The sequence below is a fragment of the Mesorhizobium sp. P3_A2 genome (assembly GCF_056403115.1).
In genome coordinates, this window is the sequence record NZ_JBFUGC010000010.1 from 1 (window position 1) to 15233 (window position 15233).

The 15233-nt window shown below is 63.1% G+C and carries 17 protein-coding genes; 6 read left to right on the forward strand and 11 right to left on the reverse strand.

Translation table 11 applies throughout. The features are described from left to right. On the forward strand, positions 1-844 hold an 844-nt coding region (locus AC1DXM_RS22100), incomplete at its 5' end, for a DUF1963 domain-containing protein (RefSeq protein ID WP_477236155.1). Between the two features lie 112 nt (positions 845-956). On the opposite strand, the gene AC1DXM_RS22105 is transcribed toward AC1DXM_RS22100, so the two are convergent. Next, on the reverse strand, positions 957-1436 hold the full coding sequence (locus AC1DXM_RS22105) for a hypothetical protein (protein ID WP_477236157.1): 480 nt from the start codon (positions 1434-1436) through the stop codon (positions 957-959). 41 nt (positions 1437-1477) lie between these two features. Here AC1DXM_RS22105 and AC1DXM_RS22110 point away from each other — a divergent pair, with 41 nt between their 5' ends. Further along, positions 1478-1648, forward strand: coding sequence for a hypothetical protein (locus AC1DXM_RS22110; protein WP_477236159.1), 171 nt, complete (start codon positions 1478-1480; stop codon positions 1646-1648). A 174-nt stretch (positions 1649-1822) separates the two neighbouring features. Continuing rightward, on the forward strand, positions 1823-3130 hold the full coding sequence (locus AC1DXM_RS22115; protein WP_142868641.1) for a mechanosensitive ion channel family protein: 1308 nt from the start codon (positions 1823-1825) through the stop codon (positions 3128-3130). Here AC1DXM_RS22115 and AC1DXM_RS22120 read toward each other — a convergent pair. Together AC1DXM_RS22120 and AC1DXM_RS22125 are read right to left on the reverse strand one after the other, a co-directional pair. Then, positions 3105-3554 carry a pyridoxamine 5'-phosphate oxidase family protein gene (locus AC1DXM_RS22120; protein ID WP_477236162.1) on the reverse strand — a complete coding sequence of 150 codons (450 nt, stop codon included), beginning with the start codon at positions 3552-3554 and terminating at the stop codon, positions 3105-3107. The genes AC1DXM_RS22115 and AC1DXM_RS22120 overlap by 26 nt on opposite strands. A 62-nt stretch (positions 3555-3616) precedes the next feature. Continuing rightward, a complete protein-coding gene (locus AC1DXM_RS22125) occupies positions 3617-4156 on the reverse strand; it encodes a flavodoxin domain-containing protein (RefSeq protein ID WP_477236164.1) in 540 nt (179 codons plus the stop codon). Between the two features lie 397 nt (positions 4157-4553). Here AC1DXM_RS22125 and gloA2 point away from each other — a divergent pair, with 397 nt between their 5' ends. After that, positions 4554-4937, forward strand: coding sequence for an SMU1112c/YaeR family gloxylase I-like metalloprotein (gene gloA2, locus AC1DXM_RS22130; RefSeq protein ID WP_477236166.1), 384 nt, complete (start codon positions 4554-4556; stop codon positions 4935-4937). Positions 4938-5134: 197 nt separating this feature from the next. Here gloA2 and AC1DXM_RS22135 read toward each other — a convergent pair whose 3' ends face one another. Beyond that, a complete protein-coding gene (locus tag AC1DXM_RS22135) occupies positions 5135-5974 on the reverse strand; it encodes a hypothetical protein (RefSeq protein WP_477236168.1) in 840 nt (279 codons plus the stop codon). A gap of 325 nt (positions 5975-6299) precedes the next feature. Here AC1DXM_RS22135 and AC1DXM_RS22140 point away from each other — a divergent pair, with 325 nt between their 5' ends. Further along, entirely contained in the window at positions 6300-6785 is a 486-nt protein-coding gene (locus AC1DXM_RS22140; RefSeq protein ID WP_477236170.1) for a hypothetical protein, read from the forward strand. Positions 6786-6860: 75 nt separating this feature from the next. On the opposite strand, the gene AC1DXM_RS22145 is transcribed toward AC1DXM_RS22140, so the two are convergent. The 7 genes from AC1DXM_RS22145 to AC1DXM_RS22175 all read right to left on the reverse strand — a co-directional run bounded on the left by AC1DXM_RS22145 (position 6861) and on the right by AC1DXM_RS22175 (position 13839). Continuing rightward, entirely contained in the window at positions 6861-7673 is an 813-nt protein-coding gene (locus AC1DXM_RS22145; protein WP_477236172.1) for an SDR family NAD(P)-dependent oxidoreductase, read from the reverse strand. After that, positions 7673-8695, reverse strand: a complete 1023-nt coding sequence (locus tag AC1DXM_RS22150; RefSeq protein ID WP_477236174.1) for a sugar phosphate isomerase/epimerase family protein — start codon at positions 8693-8695, stop codon at positions 7673-7675. The genes AC1DXM_RS22145 and AC1DXM_RS22150 overlap by 1 nt, the downstream gene beginning before the upstream one ends. After that, entirely contained in the window at positions 8692-9471 is a 780-nt protein-coding gene (locus AC1DXM_RS22155; protein WP_477236176.1) for an SDR family NAD(P)-dependent oxidoreductase, read from the reverse strand. Before AC1DXM_RS22155 ends, AC1DXM_RS22150 begins: the two co-directional genes overlap by 4 nt. A gap of 11 nt (positions 9472-9482) precedes the next feature. Further along, positions 9483-10589, reverse strand: coding sequence for an ABC transporter ATP-binding protein (locus AC1DXM_RS22160; RefSeq protein WP_477236178.1), 1107 nt, complete (start codon positions 10587-10589; stop codon positions 9483-9485). Between the two features lie 82 nt (positions 10590-10671). Next, entirely contained in the window at positions 10672-11577 is a 906-nt protein-coding gene (locus tag AC1DXM_RS22165) for a carbohydrate ABC transporter permease (RefSeq protein WP_477236180.1), read from the reverse strand. Next, complete coding sequence (locus AC1DXM_RS22170; RefSeq protein ID WP_477236182.1) at positions 11570-12505, reverse strand: carbohydrate ABC transporter permease; 936 nt, start codon at positions 12503-12505, stop codon at positions 11570-11572. Before AC1DXM_RS22170 ends, AC1DXM_RS22165 begins: the two co-directional genes overlap by 8 nt. A gap of 65 nt (positions 12506-12570) precedes the next feature. Further along, positions 12571-13839, reverse strand: coding sequence for an ABC transporter substrate-binding protein (locus AC1DXM_RS22175; protein WP_477236184.1), 1269 nt, complete (start codon positions 13837-13839; stop codon positions 12571-12573). Between the two features lie 211 nt (positions 13840-14050). Here AC1DXM_RS22175 and AC1DXM_RS22180 point away from each other — a divergent pair, with 211 nt between their 5' ends. Next, positions 14051-15190, forward strand: coding sequence for an ROK family protein (locus tag AC1DXM_RS22180; RefSeq protein ID WP_477236186.1), 1140 nt, complete (start codon positions 14051-14053; stop codon positions 15188-15190). The last annotated feature ends 43 nt before the right edge of the window (positions 15191-15233 follow it).

Sequence of the window (15233 nt, forward strand, 5' to 3'; positions counted from 1 at the left end):
GCCGACCGACGCCGAAGTCGCGACGCGTGCGGACGAAGGTCATGCTTTCGAGGTCGCCGACAAAATTCGGGCCGAAAGGGTCGACGCCTTCTACGGTCCGCCAGTTGCCCCCGATTCGCTGCTTTCCGCTCATCATGCGCCGAAAGACACGTTTTGGACGCCGTATCCCGGATTTCCGGCCAATTGGCATTCGGCGCGGACCGTTCGGAAGCTTGTGGAGGCATATCACCGCGACGAGGCGGCCGATCTCACGGCCCAGCTGAAGGCGCTTGGCGATGTTGCCGAAGATGATCCGGAGGCCAGGCGGCTGCGGACGCTGCAGCGCGAACTGTCGGCGTTCGGTTCGAAGATGTTCAACGCATTCTTTCCGACGGTCAATGCCGGACTGAAGGATTATGACGCACCGCCTCCCGAGGTGAAGCAGCAGATCCTTGCCTTTCTGGAAGATTTGGCAGCCAACGATATGCCGTCCTCCTCGGTGCGGCGGCCGCATCATCGGCAGCTTCCGCAGGTGATGAATGACTGGCTTTCCATGGCGGCCATCAAGGGCGCCGAGGGCGGACTGACGGATTCGGCCGGTGCAGCGCTCATCGGTCCCGACGTCGTAGCTGCCCTGTCTCACCGCCACATGTCCCGTACCCATCAGATGCTTGGCAAGGGTGAAGTGGTCCAGGTCGCGGCCGACGAGATGAAGGACCGCTACCTGCTGTTGCTCCAACTTGGGCCGGATATGGCGCTCAACTGGACCGTCGGGGAGATAGGCCCGCTGCAATATTGGATCACCCCAGAGGACCTTGCGGCCAAGCGATTCCAGAACACCATTCTGACGATAGAAGCCTACTGACACATAGGGCTGACGCGCGCGCCGCGTACCGCCCGACTGTTAAGCGCGATGCTGGCAAATCGCAGATGAGGTGCCGTTGGCGGGCTTTGGCCGCCCGCCAGCGGCCATCGGATTATTGCGCCGGCGCGGGCGCGGGCGCTGCCGCGGGTGCTGGCGCCGCTGCCGCGGGTGCCGCCGCCGTCGTGAACCCGCACTGCTTCTGTTCCATCTCGATCTGCTTGGTGATGCGGATGGCGTTCTGGGCGTAGGCTTCCGTCACCGAGCCGCTGTTGACGGTCTTGTCCTTCAGCGGGCTGACGGCCGCGCAGAGGTGGAAGACATGCTCGGTGGTGGACTTGGCAGCGCCGTTTTCCGGCGCGATCCAGTAGACGACATCCTGGCCATTGGGGTGTGCCGCGTCCTTCGTCGCATCGGCCACTGTGGTGGAGTCGGTGGCGATCGCCTGCGCCTGGGCGGCGACTTCGGGCGAGCAGGCCGTGGTCGGCTGCCCCGCCTTGATCTGGGCCGCGCACTGGTTCATGTCCTGCGTGTACTGTTCGACCGACGGGGGCTGGTAGCTGACCCCGATCAGCGTCGCCAGCACGGCCAGCACAGCGCCAACGCCGCCGGGGCCCGGCCGGCGGCATCGAGGCCGTGGCCAAAGGCGACTGGGTCGCAACCTTCACCTACCCGACAGGCGCCAAGGAAGCGATCGAGATGTCAAAGAAGATCCTGCTCGACTGCGCGACCGAGGTGGAGCCGACAGTGACGGTGGAGACGACCGCGATCACGGCTGAGAATGCGAAGTCGATGATGGGGAAGTAGGGCTGGCGATCATCTTGCAAGAATCAGTGGCAAGGCCCCCCTCGCGGGGCCTTGCCAAGTTTGTTCCGCCGCTGCCGCTGACAAATCCATCCTCAAGCTCAACTTGACCAATCACAAGGCCGACGACATTGTGGACCGCGAGTTGCAGTTCGTTAGCCAAGTGGTCGTGTGGCAATGGATTTTCGCGACGCCATCGATAGAGCGCTGGCCTGGGCCGGCGGGTGGTTCGACTATGCCGCCACGCCATGGTTCGTCTATCAGGTCGGCATCATCGCCTCGCTCTTTGTGGTGGCGAAGCTGGCGGCGCTGCGGGTCGAGCCCCTTGTCGAGAACCAGGCACGCCAGATCAAGGGCCATCCCGGACTCTTAAGGGTCGTCATCGCGCTGTTGCGTCGCACCGACTGGATCCTGTTCATTATCTTCCTGTTTGCCGCGCTTAACCTGTTGCTCGCCATCACCTGGCCGAGCCGCACCCATCTCCTGCTCGTCGCGCTGTTGCTCTCGCTGGCGTGGCTGTTTGCGACCGTGCTGTCGCGCATCATTCGCAACCGCCTCGTCGCGCGCACGCTGGGTTGGCTGGCCTGGATCTACGCGGCCCTTGTCATACTGGGTGTCAGTAATGAGGCGGCCGCCTTCCTCGACAGCCTGGCAATCCCTCTGGGCGCGGTTCGCCTTTCGGCCCTCATGGTGCTGAAGGCGGCGCTGCTCCTGATCGCCACGGTCTGGCTTGCGGTGGTCACCGGCAATTACATCGATGAGCGCGTCCGCCTCTCCGAGGAGCTGACACCGTCGATCCGCGTCCTCGTCGGCAAGGTCGCCAAGATCGGCCTCGTGCTGGTGGCCGGCGCCGTGGCACTTTCGGCCGTCGGCCTCGACCTGACGGCGCTGACGGTGTTTTCCGGCGCCGTTGGTGTCGGTCTCGCTTTCGGTCTGCAGAAGGTCGTCTCGAATTTCGTCTCCGGCGTGATCATCCTGCTCGACAAGTCGATCAAGCCGGGCGACACCATTTCGCTCGAAGGCACCTTCGGCTGGATCCGCGAATTGCGGGCGCGCTTCGTCTCGGTGGTGACGCGCGACGGCCGCGAATTCCTGATCCCCAACGAGGACTTCATCACCCAGAGGGTCATCAACTGGTCGTTCAGCGACAACCTCGTGCGCCTCGACGTGAACTTCGGCGTCTCCTACGACGCCGATCCGCACAAGGTCAGCGAACTGGCGATAGAGGCCGCGATCAGCGTCGGCCGGGTCGAGGCCGACCGGCGACCGGTCTGCTGGCTGACCGACTTCGGTGACTCCTCGCTGAACTTCGTCCTGCGCTTCTGGATCCGAGACCCGCAGCAAGGCCTGACCAACGTGCGCGGCAAAGTGCTGCTGGCGCTGTGGGACACGTTCAAGGCAAACGGCATAAGCATCCCTTATCCGCATCGCGAGATCATCATGAAACAGGCTGGGCCGGTCAGACCAGGGCACGACGACCAGTGATCTTCTCGATGTTGATGCGGAAGAAGAGGTGAGGCGGACTGGCCACCTTGTCCTCGGCGTGAGGTGTCTCGCTGCCAGGTTCCCACCAGTTGGGGCGCGCTTTCTGCAACAGCGACCAGGCATGGTCGCGCTCATTCTGTCGAGGGCCCGCTTCGGCCAGTTCTTCGTAGAGGCCGAAAGCAACGACACTCCACCAGCTGCGAGGGTTGGCAATCTCGTCGACTTCGAAGCAGACCTGAGGATGTTCGCGCATAGCCCGGACCTTCTGGCCGATCAGGGAGAAGCTGTAGATGTGGCTGTTCTCGTAAACGAAGCTGATCGGCACGACGTACGGCATCCCGTCCCTTAAGCACGCGAGGTGCCCGACCCTGCTGTCGGCCAGGTGCATCCTGCATTCTTGGGCGGTCATCTCAGTGACGGTCACGGGACTCCCCAGGTGAAAGGGCCAGCTTCACTTTGTGCATCTCGATGCAGGCTGCACCGGACTCAGGTACTTCCTTGTTTGGCCGTCTCGAGAAATCGATCGGCGAAGTCGGCGAGTGCGTTCCAGTCAGTGAATTCGTGATCGCGCTCGGGGCTCGGGCCGCCGCGCTTCATGACGACGAATTTGACGAACTGCTCCTGAAAGTAATCGTACTTGGTGAAGCGCAATGCGCCCCCGAGAAGAAGGGTCATGCGTGGTTGCCACCCTGTCACGGAGACGAAGCGATCCACATACTTTTGAGCCTCCGTCTTTTGGTCTTCCAGCGCCGCCGACAGACTGACGGATATGAGGGCCGAGGGCCTGGTGCTCAGCGCCTCGTGATGCGCAAATACGAAGTTCGTGACGGTTTCCTGGTGGTGCTCCTGGTGGACCGACGCGGCAATGACGAACGCGTCGAAGTGTCCGAGCTTCAAATCGGATGCGAGCGCTGCGCTATCCAGCAGCTCGACCTGGTGCCCGCGCTCGCGAATACGCGTTGCCGTCCGTGCGGAAATCTTCTCCGTCTGCCCTTCGGTCGTTCCATAGACAATCAGGACGTTCACGATGTCCCTCCGACAGCGGAAGAGACATTCACAAGGACGATCGATACGAGCCAGCCCGGCATCCCGGTACCTCAATACTGCGCGCATTATAGCCCATGGAACGGGCTGCACGAACTGCTTTTCTCAGCGGCACGAAGAACCCTATCGTGGCCAGAGCCATGATCAGCAGCATAAGCCATCCGACTATGACCATCCACCACGGGGCGGGCGCGCTGCGATTGAGGCGCTTTATTGCGTCGGGGCCCGGGCGGGCGCCGACAAACAACGGGCAGGCCGACCATCCGACGCTGTGCCCAATCCGGACGAGGCGACCCTCGCGAACGGCGACATCAACAAAGTGCCCGCGTACCCGATGGTGACCTTGGCCTCAAATCCCAGCTTGGCTAGAGTTCGTAGCATGCTGAACGCCATTCACCACGTCGCGCTCATCTGCACCGACTACGACCGGTCGCGACGGTTCTACGTCGATCTCCTCGGCCTCGATCTGATCCGGGAGGTCTATCGGGAAGAGCGGCAGTCATGGAAGGCGGATCTGCGGATCGGGTCCGTCCAACTGGAATTGTTCTCCTTCCCTGCACCAGTGATGCGGCCGTCCCATCCAGAGGCGACAGGCCTGAGACATCTGGCATTTGCCGTGGTGAATCTTGATCCCGTAATTATGCGCCTGGAAGCCGCCGGCGTTGCCGTTGAGCCAATCCGGATCGACCCATATACAGACCAACGGTTTACCTTTTTCAGAGACCCAGATGGATTGCCGCTGGAACTCTACGAAGCCCCATAAGGAACGGTTAGCTTTCGCGATCACGTCATCGGAGGTGGGAACGCCACTGCCAGGGATTTAGCGAGCCGCCGCCTGCCTACGTTGCGTTCAGCTCTGCCAGGTAAGCATTCGGTCCCTGGGAGCCGCACGCCAACGCTAGACAACTACAGTCTGGTCGGCTTTGGCGCACCCCTCGGCACGCCAGAACGCGGGCCGGTTCACGGCGTCGTCGTGAACCCGCACTGCTTCTGTTCCATCTCGATCTGCTTGGTGATGCGGATGGCGTTCTGGGCATAGGCTTCGGTCACGGTGCCGCTGTTCACGGTCTTGTCCTTCAGCGGGCTGACGGCCGCGCAGAGGTGGAAGACATGCTCCGTGTCGGACTTCGCGGCGCCGTTCTCCGGCGCGATCCAGTACACGATGTCCTGGCCGTTGGGATGTGCCGCGTCCTTCGTCGCATCAGCCACCGTGGTGGAGTCGGTGGCGATCGCCTGCGCCTGGGCGGCGACTTCGGGCGAGCAGGCCGTGGTCGGCTGCCCCGCCTTGATCTGCGCCGCGCACTGGTTCATGTCCTGCGTGTACTGCTCGACCGATGGCGGCTGGTAGCTGACCCCGATCAGCGTCGCCAGCACGGCCAGCACCGCGCCGACGCCGCCGGCAATTTTCTTGCTCTTCGGATCCATGTTCTTGTCGTTGAGGATCAAGAGAACCAGCGGCAGGAAGGCGATCAGCGTGATGATCGCGCCGAGCTGGTTCTGGACGAAGAACCGGAATGTGTCGGATTCGCGGGCCGGGTCCTTCCTGTTGGCCGCCTTCCAAAGCAGGCTGCCGGCGATGGCGAAAATCGCGATGCCGACCAGAATGCCGATCAGCAGCGGCAGGTTGCCCTGGTCGAATTTGTGCCGGTAGAGCAAGACAATGCCGGCGATCTCGCCGCCAATGGCAATGATCCACGCCAGCACGGCGAAAAGCCGCAGCCGCGTGGCGCCGGACTTCTGGCCCTGCGATGCCTGCCAATCCTTGGTAACGTCTACGGTCGGCTTGTTGTTGTCGGTCATGACCAGGTCCCCCGGTGTCGACACGTTTGCAAGGCGGCGTCAAAGGCGCCCGGCGCAGCGTCATTGATCGAACGTCGCCTGCCTCAGCGCGAAAGCGCCACGGCAGACCGTGTCTCCATCCATATTGCGCATGAGTGGATTCGTCCATAGCCACGGGGGCAGGGGCGGCGATGGTTGCGTTCTCCGTCATCTCCGCCTCATTGCAGTCATTCCCAAGGTTCCGAAAGAACCCCGCGCACGGCTGACGACGGACATTTGCCGACACTAAGTTGGTGTGGGATATTTCAATATCGCCAAAGGCAACATTCTAACTTGCAGGAATGTGATGACAGAAGACAAATATCCGGGAGAGCTTGCTTCCCCGCAGCAGATCCATGAACTGGCGGAAGAGTATCGCAAGGGGGCAGCCCTGCTTCTTCAGCTTGGCCGATCAGGCAAGCCGCTTAGCCGAGCGCCGTTTAGACTGTCCGCCATCCACGCGATCGAACTCTATCTGACCGCACTTTTGCTCCACCGTGGGCACAGTCCCAATCAAATCCGCAAAATGCACCACGACTTGGCGGCGCGGACGGAACACACTCTGGAAGCAGGACTGCGCCTTCGCACGAAAACCACCATTCATCTTCAGTCGCTCACCCAGAACCGGGAATATCTCGTCTCCCGCTATGGCCCAGAACTGGCGGCAACCGCCTCGCAGATAAACCGGCTTACCGCCACTCTGGAAGAGGTGGCGGCAAAGGTCACGCTTTTGATCGTGCCGCCCTCAAAAACAGTGCAACAGCCGGCTGCCGCCGCAACCGGCAAGGCCTGAGCCGATTACCGCCTTGCGCGGTTCAAGGCCGCAGTTCGTCGGCCTCAACGGCCAGCCAGCGGCACTGCGCCCCACTCACCCCGGAAAGATCGTAAACCCGCCATCGACGCGGATGACCTGGCCGTTGATAAAGCGCGAGCGGGGGCCGGCGAGAAAGGCCACCGCCTCGGCGATCTCTTCCGGCTCGGCATAGCGGTTCAGCGATTTCTTAGCTGAATCCATGCGCTCCGGATCGACCACGCGGGTCGCCTGGAAGCGTGCCGTCTTGGTGGCGCCGGGGCTGACCGCATTGATGCGCACGCCGTCGTCGATCAGTTCCTTGGCCAGGCAGCGTGTGTAATGCACGACCGCGGCCTTCAGAGTGGAGTAGACGACCTCGGGCGAGCAGCCGAGATGTGCCGCCGCCGAGGCGATGTTGATGACGGAGCCGCCGCCGCGCTGCTTCATTGGCGGCACGAAGGCCTGGCAGACCAGCATCGTGCCGATCAGATTGTTCTCGGTGAGCACGCGGATGTCGGCCAGTTCGATGTCGAGGGCGTTGTTGGGATTCGGCTTGCCGCCCTTGGCGCCGATGTCGCCGCCGGCACAATTGACCAGCACATGCACGTCGCCGAGATCGGCCTCGATCTTGCGCTTCATCTCGGCCACCGCCTTCTGGTCGCCGATGTTGCCGGTCACCGAGGTGACCTTCGTGCCATGCCGCTTCAGGCGCTCGACCACTTCGCCGAGATTGGCGAACTCGCCATATTTGGCCGGCGCTGTTTCGTCCATGTCGTGGATCGTGACATTGGCGCCGAGTTCCGCCAGGCGCTCGGCCATCACGCGGCCGAGGCCACGGCCGGAGCCGGTGACGAAGGCGGTCAATCCATCGAGTTCACGTGCCGTCATCAGATCTTCTCCATCAAACCAAGGTTGCGCATGTTGGCGGCGCTGCGCCGGATCATGTCGAGCTCATAGGAAACCAGGGAAGCGTCGTCTTCGCGCTCCCAGGGGGTGCGGGTGTCGGCATCGTCGGGCAGCCGGTTGCGCTGGGCTGCCGCCAGGCAGGCGGCAAATTCGCGCGCCGTCTTCTCGGGATAGCCGTGCCACCAGTCGTCCCGCAGAAACCGGACATGCCGCGCCTCCAGGGCGCCCGGTTCGAGAACGGCGGTCATGCGGTCGTGGTGTTGGCCGAGAATGGCGAACAGCTCGGCAAACGGCACCGCGCCGTCGCCGATGGCGCAGCGGATCAGCCGGTAGCCTTCACTCGTGAACTGCACGCGGTAATCCTTGAGGTGGACATGGCGGACGTAAGGGGCGATCCGCCGCGTAAAATCGAGCGGCGCTTCGCCGACCGGGAATGTGTTGCCGGTGTCGAAGGTGACACCGACGCCTTCGCCGCCGAGGCCGCAGAAATCGACGATTTCCCTACTGGTGAAGTCCTGGTGGTTCTCGATCGCGAGGACATAGCCTTCGGCAGCCGCGCGGGCACCCCACTCCACCAATCGCGCCCGAATGATGCCGGCGTATTCGCTCCATTTTTCGCCGGCAGCGTTGCGGTCGCCGCACAGAACCGGCGTCAGCGCCGTCCGGATGATCTTGGCCTTGAGCAGGCGTGCGGCCCGAAAGGCGTCGTCGAGCGGTTCGCCCACCAGAAGGCCGCCGCTGACGATCGGCGTGATGCCAAGGCCGGCGAGCCGCTCGCGCAGCGCGATCACCGCGTCGTCGGAAAGCTCGCTCAGCCATGGCACCCAGATCTCCAGCACTCGCGCGCCGAGTTCGGTCGCCAGCGCGATGAACCTTTCGAGCCCGGCGGGCCTCGGATTGGCGCGTGGCGTGCCGCGGCCCTGGAGGCCGAGATGATAGGTCAGGCCGTAGGGGTTCAGGCCGACCTCGAGCATGAAGCGATCGTTTGATTGGGCTGAGGTCATCGCAAGCCGGCATCCACGGTGATCGACTGCTTGGTGATCATGCGGCTGTCGTCGGCGGCGAGGAACAGCACCGTGCGCGCGATCTCGTCGCCGAGCAGAACCCTGCGGATCATCTGGCGCTGCACGACCTGGTCGACCGACGCCTGCGTCTTGAACCACAGCTGCCGTTGCCGGTCGGTGATGACGGCGCCCGGCTCGATGGCGTTGACGCGGATGTTGTCGGAGCCAAACGCCTGCGCCAGCGCGAATGTCAGCCCGACCACCGCGGCCTTGGCCGCCGCATAGGGCGCCATCTGTGCCGCGCCGGAACGCCAGGCGATCGAGGAAAAATTGACGATCGAACCGAAGCCTAGTTCTTTCATGTGCGGATGCACGGCCTGGGCGGCAAAGAAGTGGTGCCGCAGGTTCACGTCCTGGGCGTGGTCCCAGGTCGCCTGCGTGATGTCGGCAACCGGGTGGCGATTGTCGTCGGCAGCGTTGTTGACCAGCACCGCGACCGGTCCGAGGCGGTCGCGCACCGTGCCGATCGCAGCCTGGAGGGCAGGGATATCGGTCACGTCGCAGCGCAGGAACAGCGGGGTATGCGGCGCCGTGGCGGCGAGTTCACGCGCCAGCGCCTCGCCGGCCTCCTGCTGCAGATCGAGAAACGCGACGCGCGCGCCATTGGCGGCGAAGGCGCGGACCGTGTCGGCACCGATGCCCGACGCGCCGCCGGTGATCAGCACGACACGATCCGTCAGGCTCGGATAGGTGGCAAAGGACAAGGCGGAGCTCATTTCGGATCAGGTCAGATCAGGCGTTGGGTCGTCGGGTCGAACAGGCACGCGCGCGCCATGTCGATGCCGAGCGTCACCGTCTCGCCCATTCGCGGCGTGCCGTCGGGGTCGAAGCGACCGGTGATCTCCTTGCCGCCCAGGCGCAGAACGGCCATGGTCTCCGCACCTGTCGGCTCGACCAGTTCGACCACGGCATCGATTTGTGCGATGCCTGGCTTGCGGCGCGCAAGATCGGGATCGAACCGGTAGATGTGCTCCGGCCGGATACCGAGAATGAGCTGTCGCGGCGTATCGGATGGAAGGGTCTGGACGATCGGCAGGCTGGCCGTCTTGCCGTCGGCCGTCTGCAAGGCAACAGCGGGGCGACCGCCTTCTTCGCCGAGTTCAGCCGGCAGGAAATTCATCGCCGGCGAACCCATGAAGCCGGCGACGAACATGTTGGCCGGACGGTTGTAGATCGTGGCCGGCTCATCAAATTGCTGGACCTCGCCCTGATGCATCACGGCGATGCGCGAGGCCAGCGTCATCGCCTCGACCTGGTCGTGGGTGACGTAGACCGTGGTCTTGCCGACGCGGTGATGCAGCTTCTTGATTTCGGTACGCATGTCGACGCGCAGCTTGGCGTCGAGATTGGAGAGCGGCTCGTCGAACAGGAACAGTTTGGGATCGCGCACCAGCGCCCGGCCCATCGCGACGCGCTGGCGCTGGCCGCCCGAAAGCTGTCCTGGCTTGCGCCCAAGCAGCGGCTCGATCTGCAGGAAGGCTGCAACTCGGCTGACGGCCTCGTCCTGCTGCGGCTTCGGCACGCGGCGGCTTTCCATGCCGAAGGTGATGTTCTCGCGCACCGTCATCGTCGGGTAAAGCGCGTAGGACTGGAACACCATGGCGATGTCGCGGTCCTTCGGCGCAACCGAATTGACCAGCCTTCCGTCGATGCGGATCTCGCCGGAGGTAACAGATTCCAGCCCAGCGATCATCGCCAGCAAGGTGGACTTGCCGCAACCGGACGGTCCGACCAGCGCGATGAACTCGCCGTTCTGCGCCTCGAGATCGATGCCCTTCAGCACCTCGACCGCGCCGAAATTCTTGCGCAGGGATCGGATGGTCAATGTCGACATGCAATGCCCTTCTTGGCGGACGGGACGATCGGCGATGGGAGACAGGCTCCGCTCACTTAATCACGCCTCACTTGATTGCGGCTCACTTGATTGCACCCTGGGTCAGGCCGCGGACGAAATACTTGCCGCCGAAGAGATAAATCAGCAGCGGCGGCAGCGCGCCGATCAGCACGGCGGCGCTCATGACATCGTAGGCACGTACATTCGTGCCGCTTGCCGTCAGCGCGACGAGCGCGGCCGTGATCGGCTGTTGCTGCCCGGAGGTGAAGACGACACCGAACAGATATTCGTTCCAGATGCCGGTAAACTGCCAGATCACCGTGACGATCAGGATCGGTGAGGAGAGCGGCAGAATAATCTTGCGGAAGATGCGCCAGAAGCCGGCGCCGTCGATGCGCGCCGCCTTGATCAGATCGTCGGGGATGCTGACGTAGTAGTTGCGGCAGAACAAGGTGGTGAACGAAATGCCCTGGATGACGTGGATGAGGACGAGCCCGTAGACCGAATTGCTGAGGCCCAGATTGCCAAGGATGAACGCCCACGGCATCAACGAAATCTGGCCCGGAATGAAGACGCCGAGCAGCATGCAGGTGAACAGCGCTTCCGAACCCCTGAAACGCCATTTCGACAGGATGTAGCCGTTCATTGCGCCGACCGCTGTCGAGATGATCGTCGCCGGGATGGTCATTTTCAGCGAGTTGTAGAAGTTGCGCTGCATGCCCTCGCAGGTGCCGCCGATGCAATAGGTGCTCCAGGCCTGGCCCCAGGCGTCGAGGCGGAAGCTGCGCGGCAGCGAGATCAGCCCGTTGAGCGCGATCTCCTGCTGATCGCGGAATGAATTCAGCACCACGACCAGCAACGGCACCAGGTAGATCGCCGCGAAGACGACCAGCAGCCCATAGATGGCCAAGCGGGTGAGGAAATGCCTGCGCGCCGCAACCGTGGCGGCGCGATGATCGAGCGACTGGTCGAGCGTTGTGTCAGCCATGGCCGGCTTCCTTGCGCCGCCGCCAGACCACCCAGAACGAATAGGGCACCAGCACCACGGCAAGAGCGGCAAGCATCATGATGGCTGCTGCTGCCCCTTCGCCGATCTGGCCGCGTTGGAACATCAGGTCATAGACATAGATGGCGGGGAAGGTGGTCGAGATCCCCGGGCCGCCTTTCGTGAGGGCCGCCACCAGGTCGAAGGTCTTGATGGCGAACTGGATCTGGATGACGGCGACCGCCAGGAAGATCGGCGCAATCGTCGGCAAAAGCACTTTGCGATAGATGCGAAAGGTCGATGCGCCATCGATCTGCGCGGCCTTGACGAGGTCGGAATCGACCGAGCGCAGACCAGCCAGGAACAGCGCCATGGCAAAGCCCGAGGCCTGCCAGACACCAGTGATGATCACCGCGTAGATCGCGTAGTGCCGGTCGCTGGCGAGTGCGAAACTGAAGCTCGTCCAGCCCAAACCACGCACCAGCGCCTGGATACCGTCCACCGGGTTGTAGAGCCAACTCCAGACTGTGCCGGTGACGATGAAGGAGACGGCCAGCGGATAGAGGAAGATCGTGCGCCAGGCCGCTTCGCCGCGCACGCGCTGGTCGATCAGGATCGCCAGCAGCAATCCCACGGCCATCGAGCCGACAATGTAGAAACCGCTGAACAAGAACAAATTGTTGTAGGCGATGTTCCAGCGTCGGTTCGCCCACAGTGACGCGTAGTTGTCGAGGCCGACGAAGCCGTAGGTCGGCAGCAGCGAGGAGTTCGAGAGCGAGATGTAGAGCGTCCAGCCGGTGAAGACGAAGACGTAGACGAAGCTCGCCACCAGCGAGGGGCCGAGCACCAGCAAGGGCATCGCGGAGCCCAGCCGCTCGCGCCAGGGGCGGGCGGGGGCCGGGACCGACAGGATCAGGTCGTGATTTGACATTCAGGGCGCGGAACTGGGATGGAGGAAGGCCGGGTGCGGAGACATTGCGCCCGGCCGTTTCCCGTCTACTTCTGTGCTTCGGCCGCGTCGGCCATCGCGTTGGCGCCGTCCTCGGCTGACATGTCGGGCGTCGCTACGAACTCGGTGATGGAGTCCATGATCGCGCCGCGCATCTTCTGCGGGATGGTCATGTTGTGGGCCATCGAGCGGACCAGCGTGCCCTCCTTGATCGAAGCCTGCAGATCCTTCTGCGACAGCTGCTGGCACGGATTGAAGCCCTTCGACAGATCGATATCCAGGCGTGCCGGGATCGAGCCCTTGGCCTGGTTGAAGACCGTCTGGAAGTCGGGCGACAGGATCAGGCTGGCAAGCAGCTTCTGGCCGTCGATGTAATCCTGGTCCTTCTGCTTGAAGAACACCACCGAGTCCGAGTTGAGGATGAAGCCGGGTTTGCCCCAATCGGTCGGCGCCTGGGCGCAGACATAGTCGGTGCCTTCCTTGAAGCCGGCCGCGGTCAAGAGGCCGATCGTCCAGTCGCCCATGATGTGGAACGCCGCGTCACCCTTGCCGACCAGCGCCGACATCGAATCCCAGTCGCGGCCGACCATGCCCGGATCCATGTACTTGCTCGTCATCAGGCGCATCTGCTCGAAGGCCTTGACCATCCCCGGGCTGCGCATGGCTTCGACATCGCCTTCGACGAAGGCCTTGCGATAGAGATCGATGTCCTGGCCGTAGAGCACGACCTCGAACACCGTCGAATCCGTCCAGTCCGCGGTCGAATGCGAAATGCAGATCTTGCCTGAGGCGACGATCTTGTCGCAGGCCGCATTGAACTCGGCCCAGGTCTTGGGCATTTCCGCCACGCCGGCGGCCTGCATGACTTTCGGCGAAGCCCAGAGCCAGTTGATGCGGTGGATGTTCATGGGCGCTGCGACCCATTTGCCGGTCGGCTTCATCACCGGCAGCAATTCCGGCGCGACCACTTTCTCCCAGCCTTCCGAGGCCGCCAGCGCGTCGAGATCGGCGGTCATGCCGGTCTCGTTCCACTCGGCGATTTCCGGGCCTTTGAGCTGCACGGCGGGCGGGGCATTGCCGGCGATCACGTCGGCACGCAGCTTCGCCAGCGTGTTGGCCGTGTGACCTGCGATCGAGGTCTGTTCCCATTTGCCGCCCTTGGCGGTGAACATCTCGCCGAGCTTTGCGATCGCCTGCGCGTCCGATCCGGTCGCCCATTGGTGCAGAAGGTTCGTCTTGGGTTCGGCAAAGGCTGCCCCGGCGACAAGGGTGCACGTAGCAGCAGCGACCGCGAAGGCGGTCATAACAGATTTCATGGTTTCACTCCCACATATGGTTGCACGGTTCGTTTCGACCGCTTATGGCCGCGGTTTGAAGCCGCTGCCGGCGAGATGCGTTAATCTCGAGTTCTTTCCAAAATGACATATTGGAGCTATCAGTCAATGATGTTTATGTTGATCCATGACAAAACTTTCGCTTAGAACCTGGCTGATCGACAGGCCGTCCGCGTCGCCCGAGAGCGTGATTGTGCGCTGCCTGAGCGAGCGCGGCGTACTTTCCGCGTCGCAGATCGCGCGCGTTACCGGTCTGGCACGCTCGACGGTCTCAACCGCGCTCAGTGGTTTGAAAAAGTCGGGGATGGTGATCGAAGCCCCGGCCAGCAGCGATGGCATCAGAGGTATTGGCAGGCCAGCCGCGGCCGTGACCCTCAATCCGACAGCAGGCACCTGTGTCGGAATTCACCTAGCTCTTCAGCAGATACGGCTCATCGTCGCCGATGTCTCGCATTCCGTCATTGTCGAACAAACTATACCAATGGATCTGGACTACCAGCCGCAACAGGCGGCCCAGATGGTCAAATCGGCAATTGCCCAATCTTACAAGGAAAACGGTCTGCCGATGGCGGGGCTCCTGGGGGTAGGGGTCTCCGTCTCCGGCCCTGTCAGCCGCGACGGAGTGGTGCTGCGCGCGAGCATGGTTCCAACATGGGCCGGCGTCAACATACGCGATGTGTTCGGACCCGTCCTCGAACAGCCGATCTTCGCCGACAATGAGAGCAACTGCGCAGCCATCGCGGAACTCATGTGGGGCGCGGCCGTCGGCCAGGATGATTTCGTGCTGTTCAAGATCGATCTGGGTGTCGGCGGGGCCATTGTCCAGCATGGCCGGCTGGTGACGGGCATCGCCGGCGGCGCCGGCGAATTCGGGCACATCAGCATCGATCCCGGCGGCGATCTTTGCCGGTGCGGCAATCGCGGATGCCTGGAGCTCTATGCGAGTTTTGCGCGGCCGCTGGAACAGATTTCGCGTGTCGTGGGGCGGCAAGTCACCATGGACGACGTCATCACCATGGCCGAGCAGGGCGACGTCAGGGCGTTGCGGATGATCGAGGATACCGCCGAGATCGCCGGCCGGGGTCTCGGCCTGATCGGCTCGGTGCTCAATCCGCCGCTTATCATCATCGGCGGCCACATGGCTTTGGCAGGCGACATTCTGCTGACGCCGCTGATCGCCTCCTATGAACGCCACACGCTCATCAAGTCCCGCGATGTCGCCCCGGCGCTCCGCACGCGAATCATCGTCGGCAAGCACACCGAAAACGATTCGCTGCTTGGCGCGGTCGGCCTCGTGCTGCGACACCAGACGAAGGAACTGTCGCTGGGGTGATCGCAGCCGCGAATCTGCGTTGAGCCGCCGCTCGACTAAATGC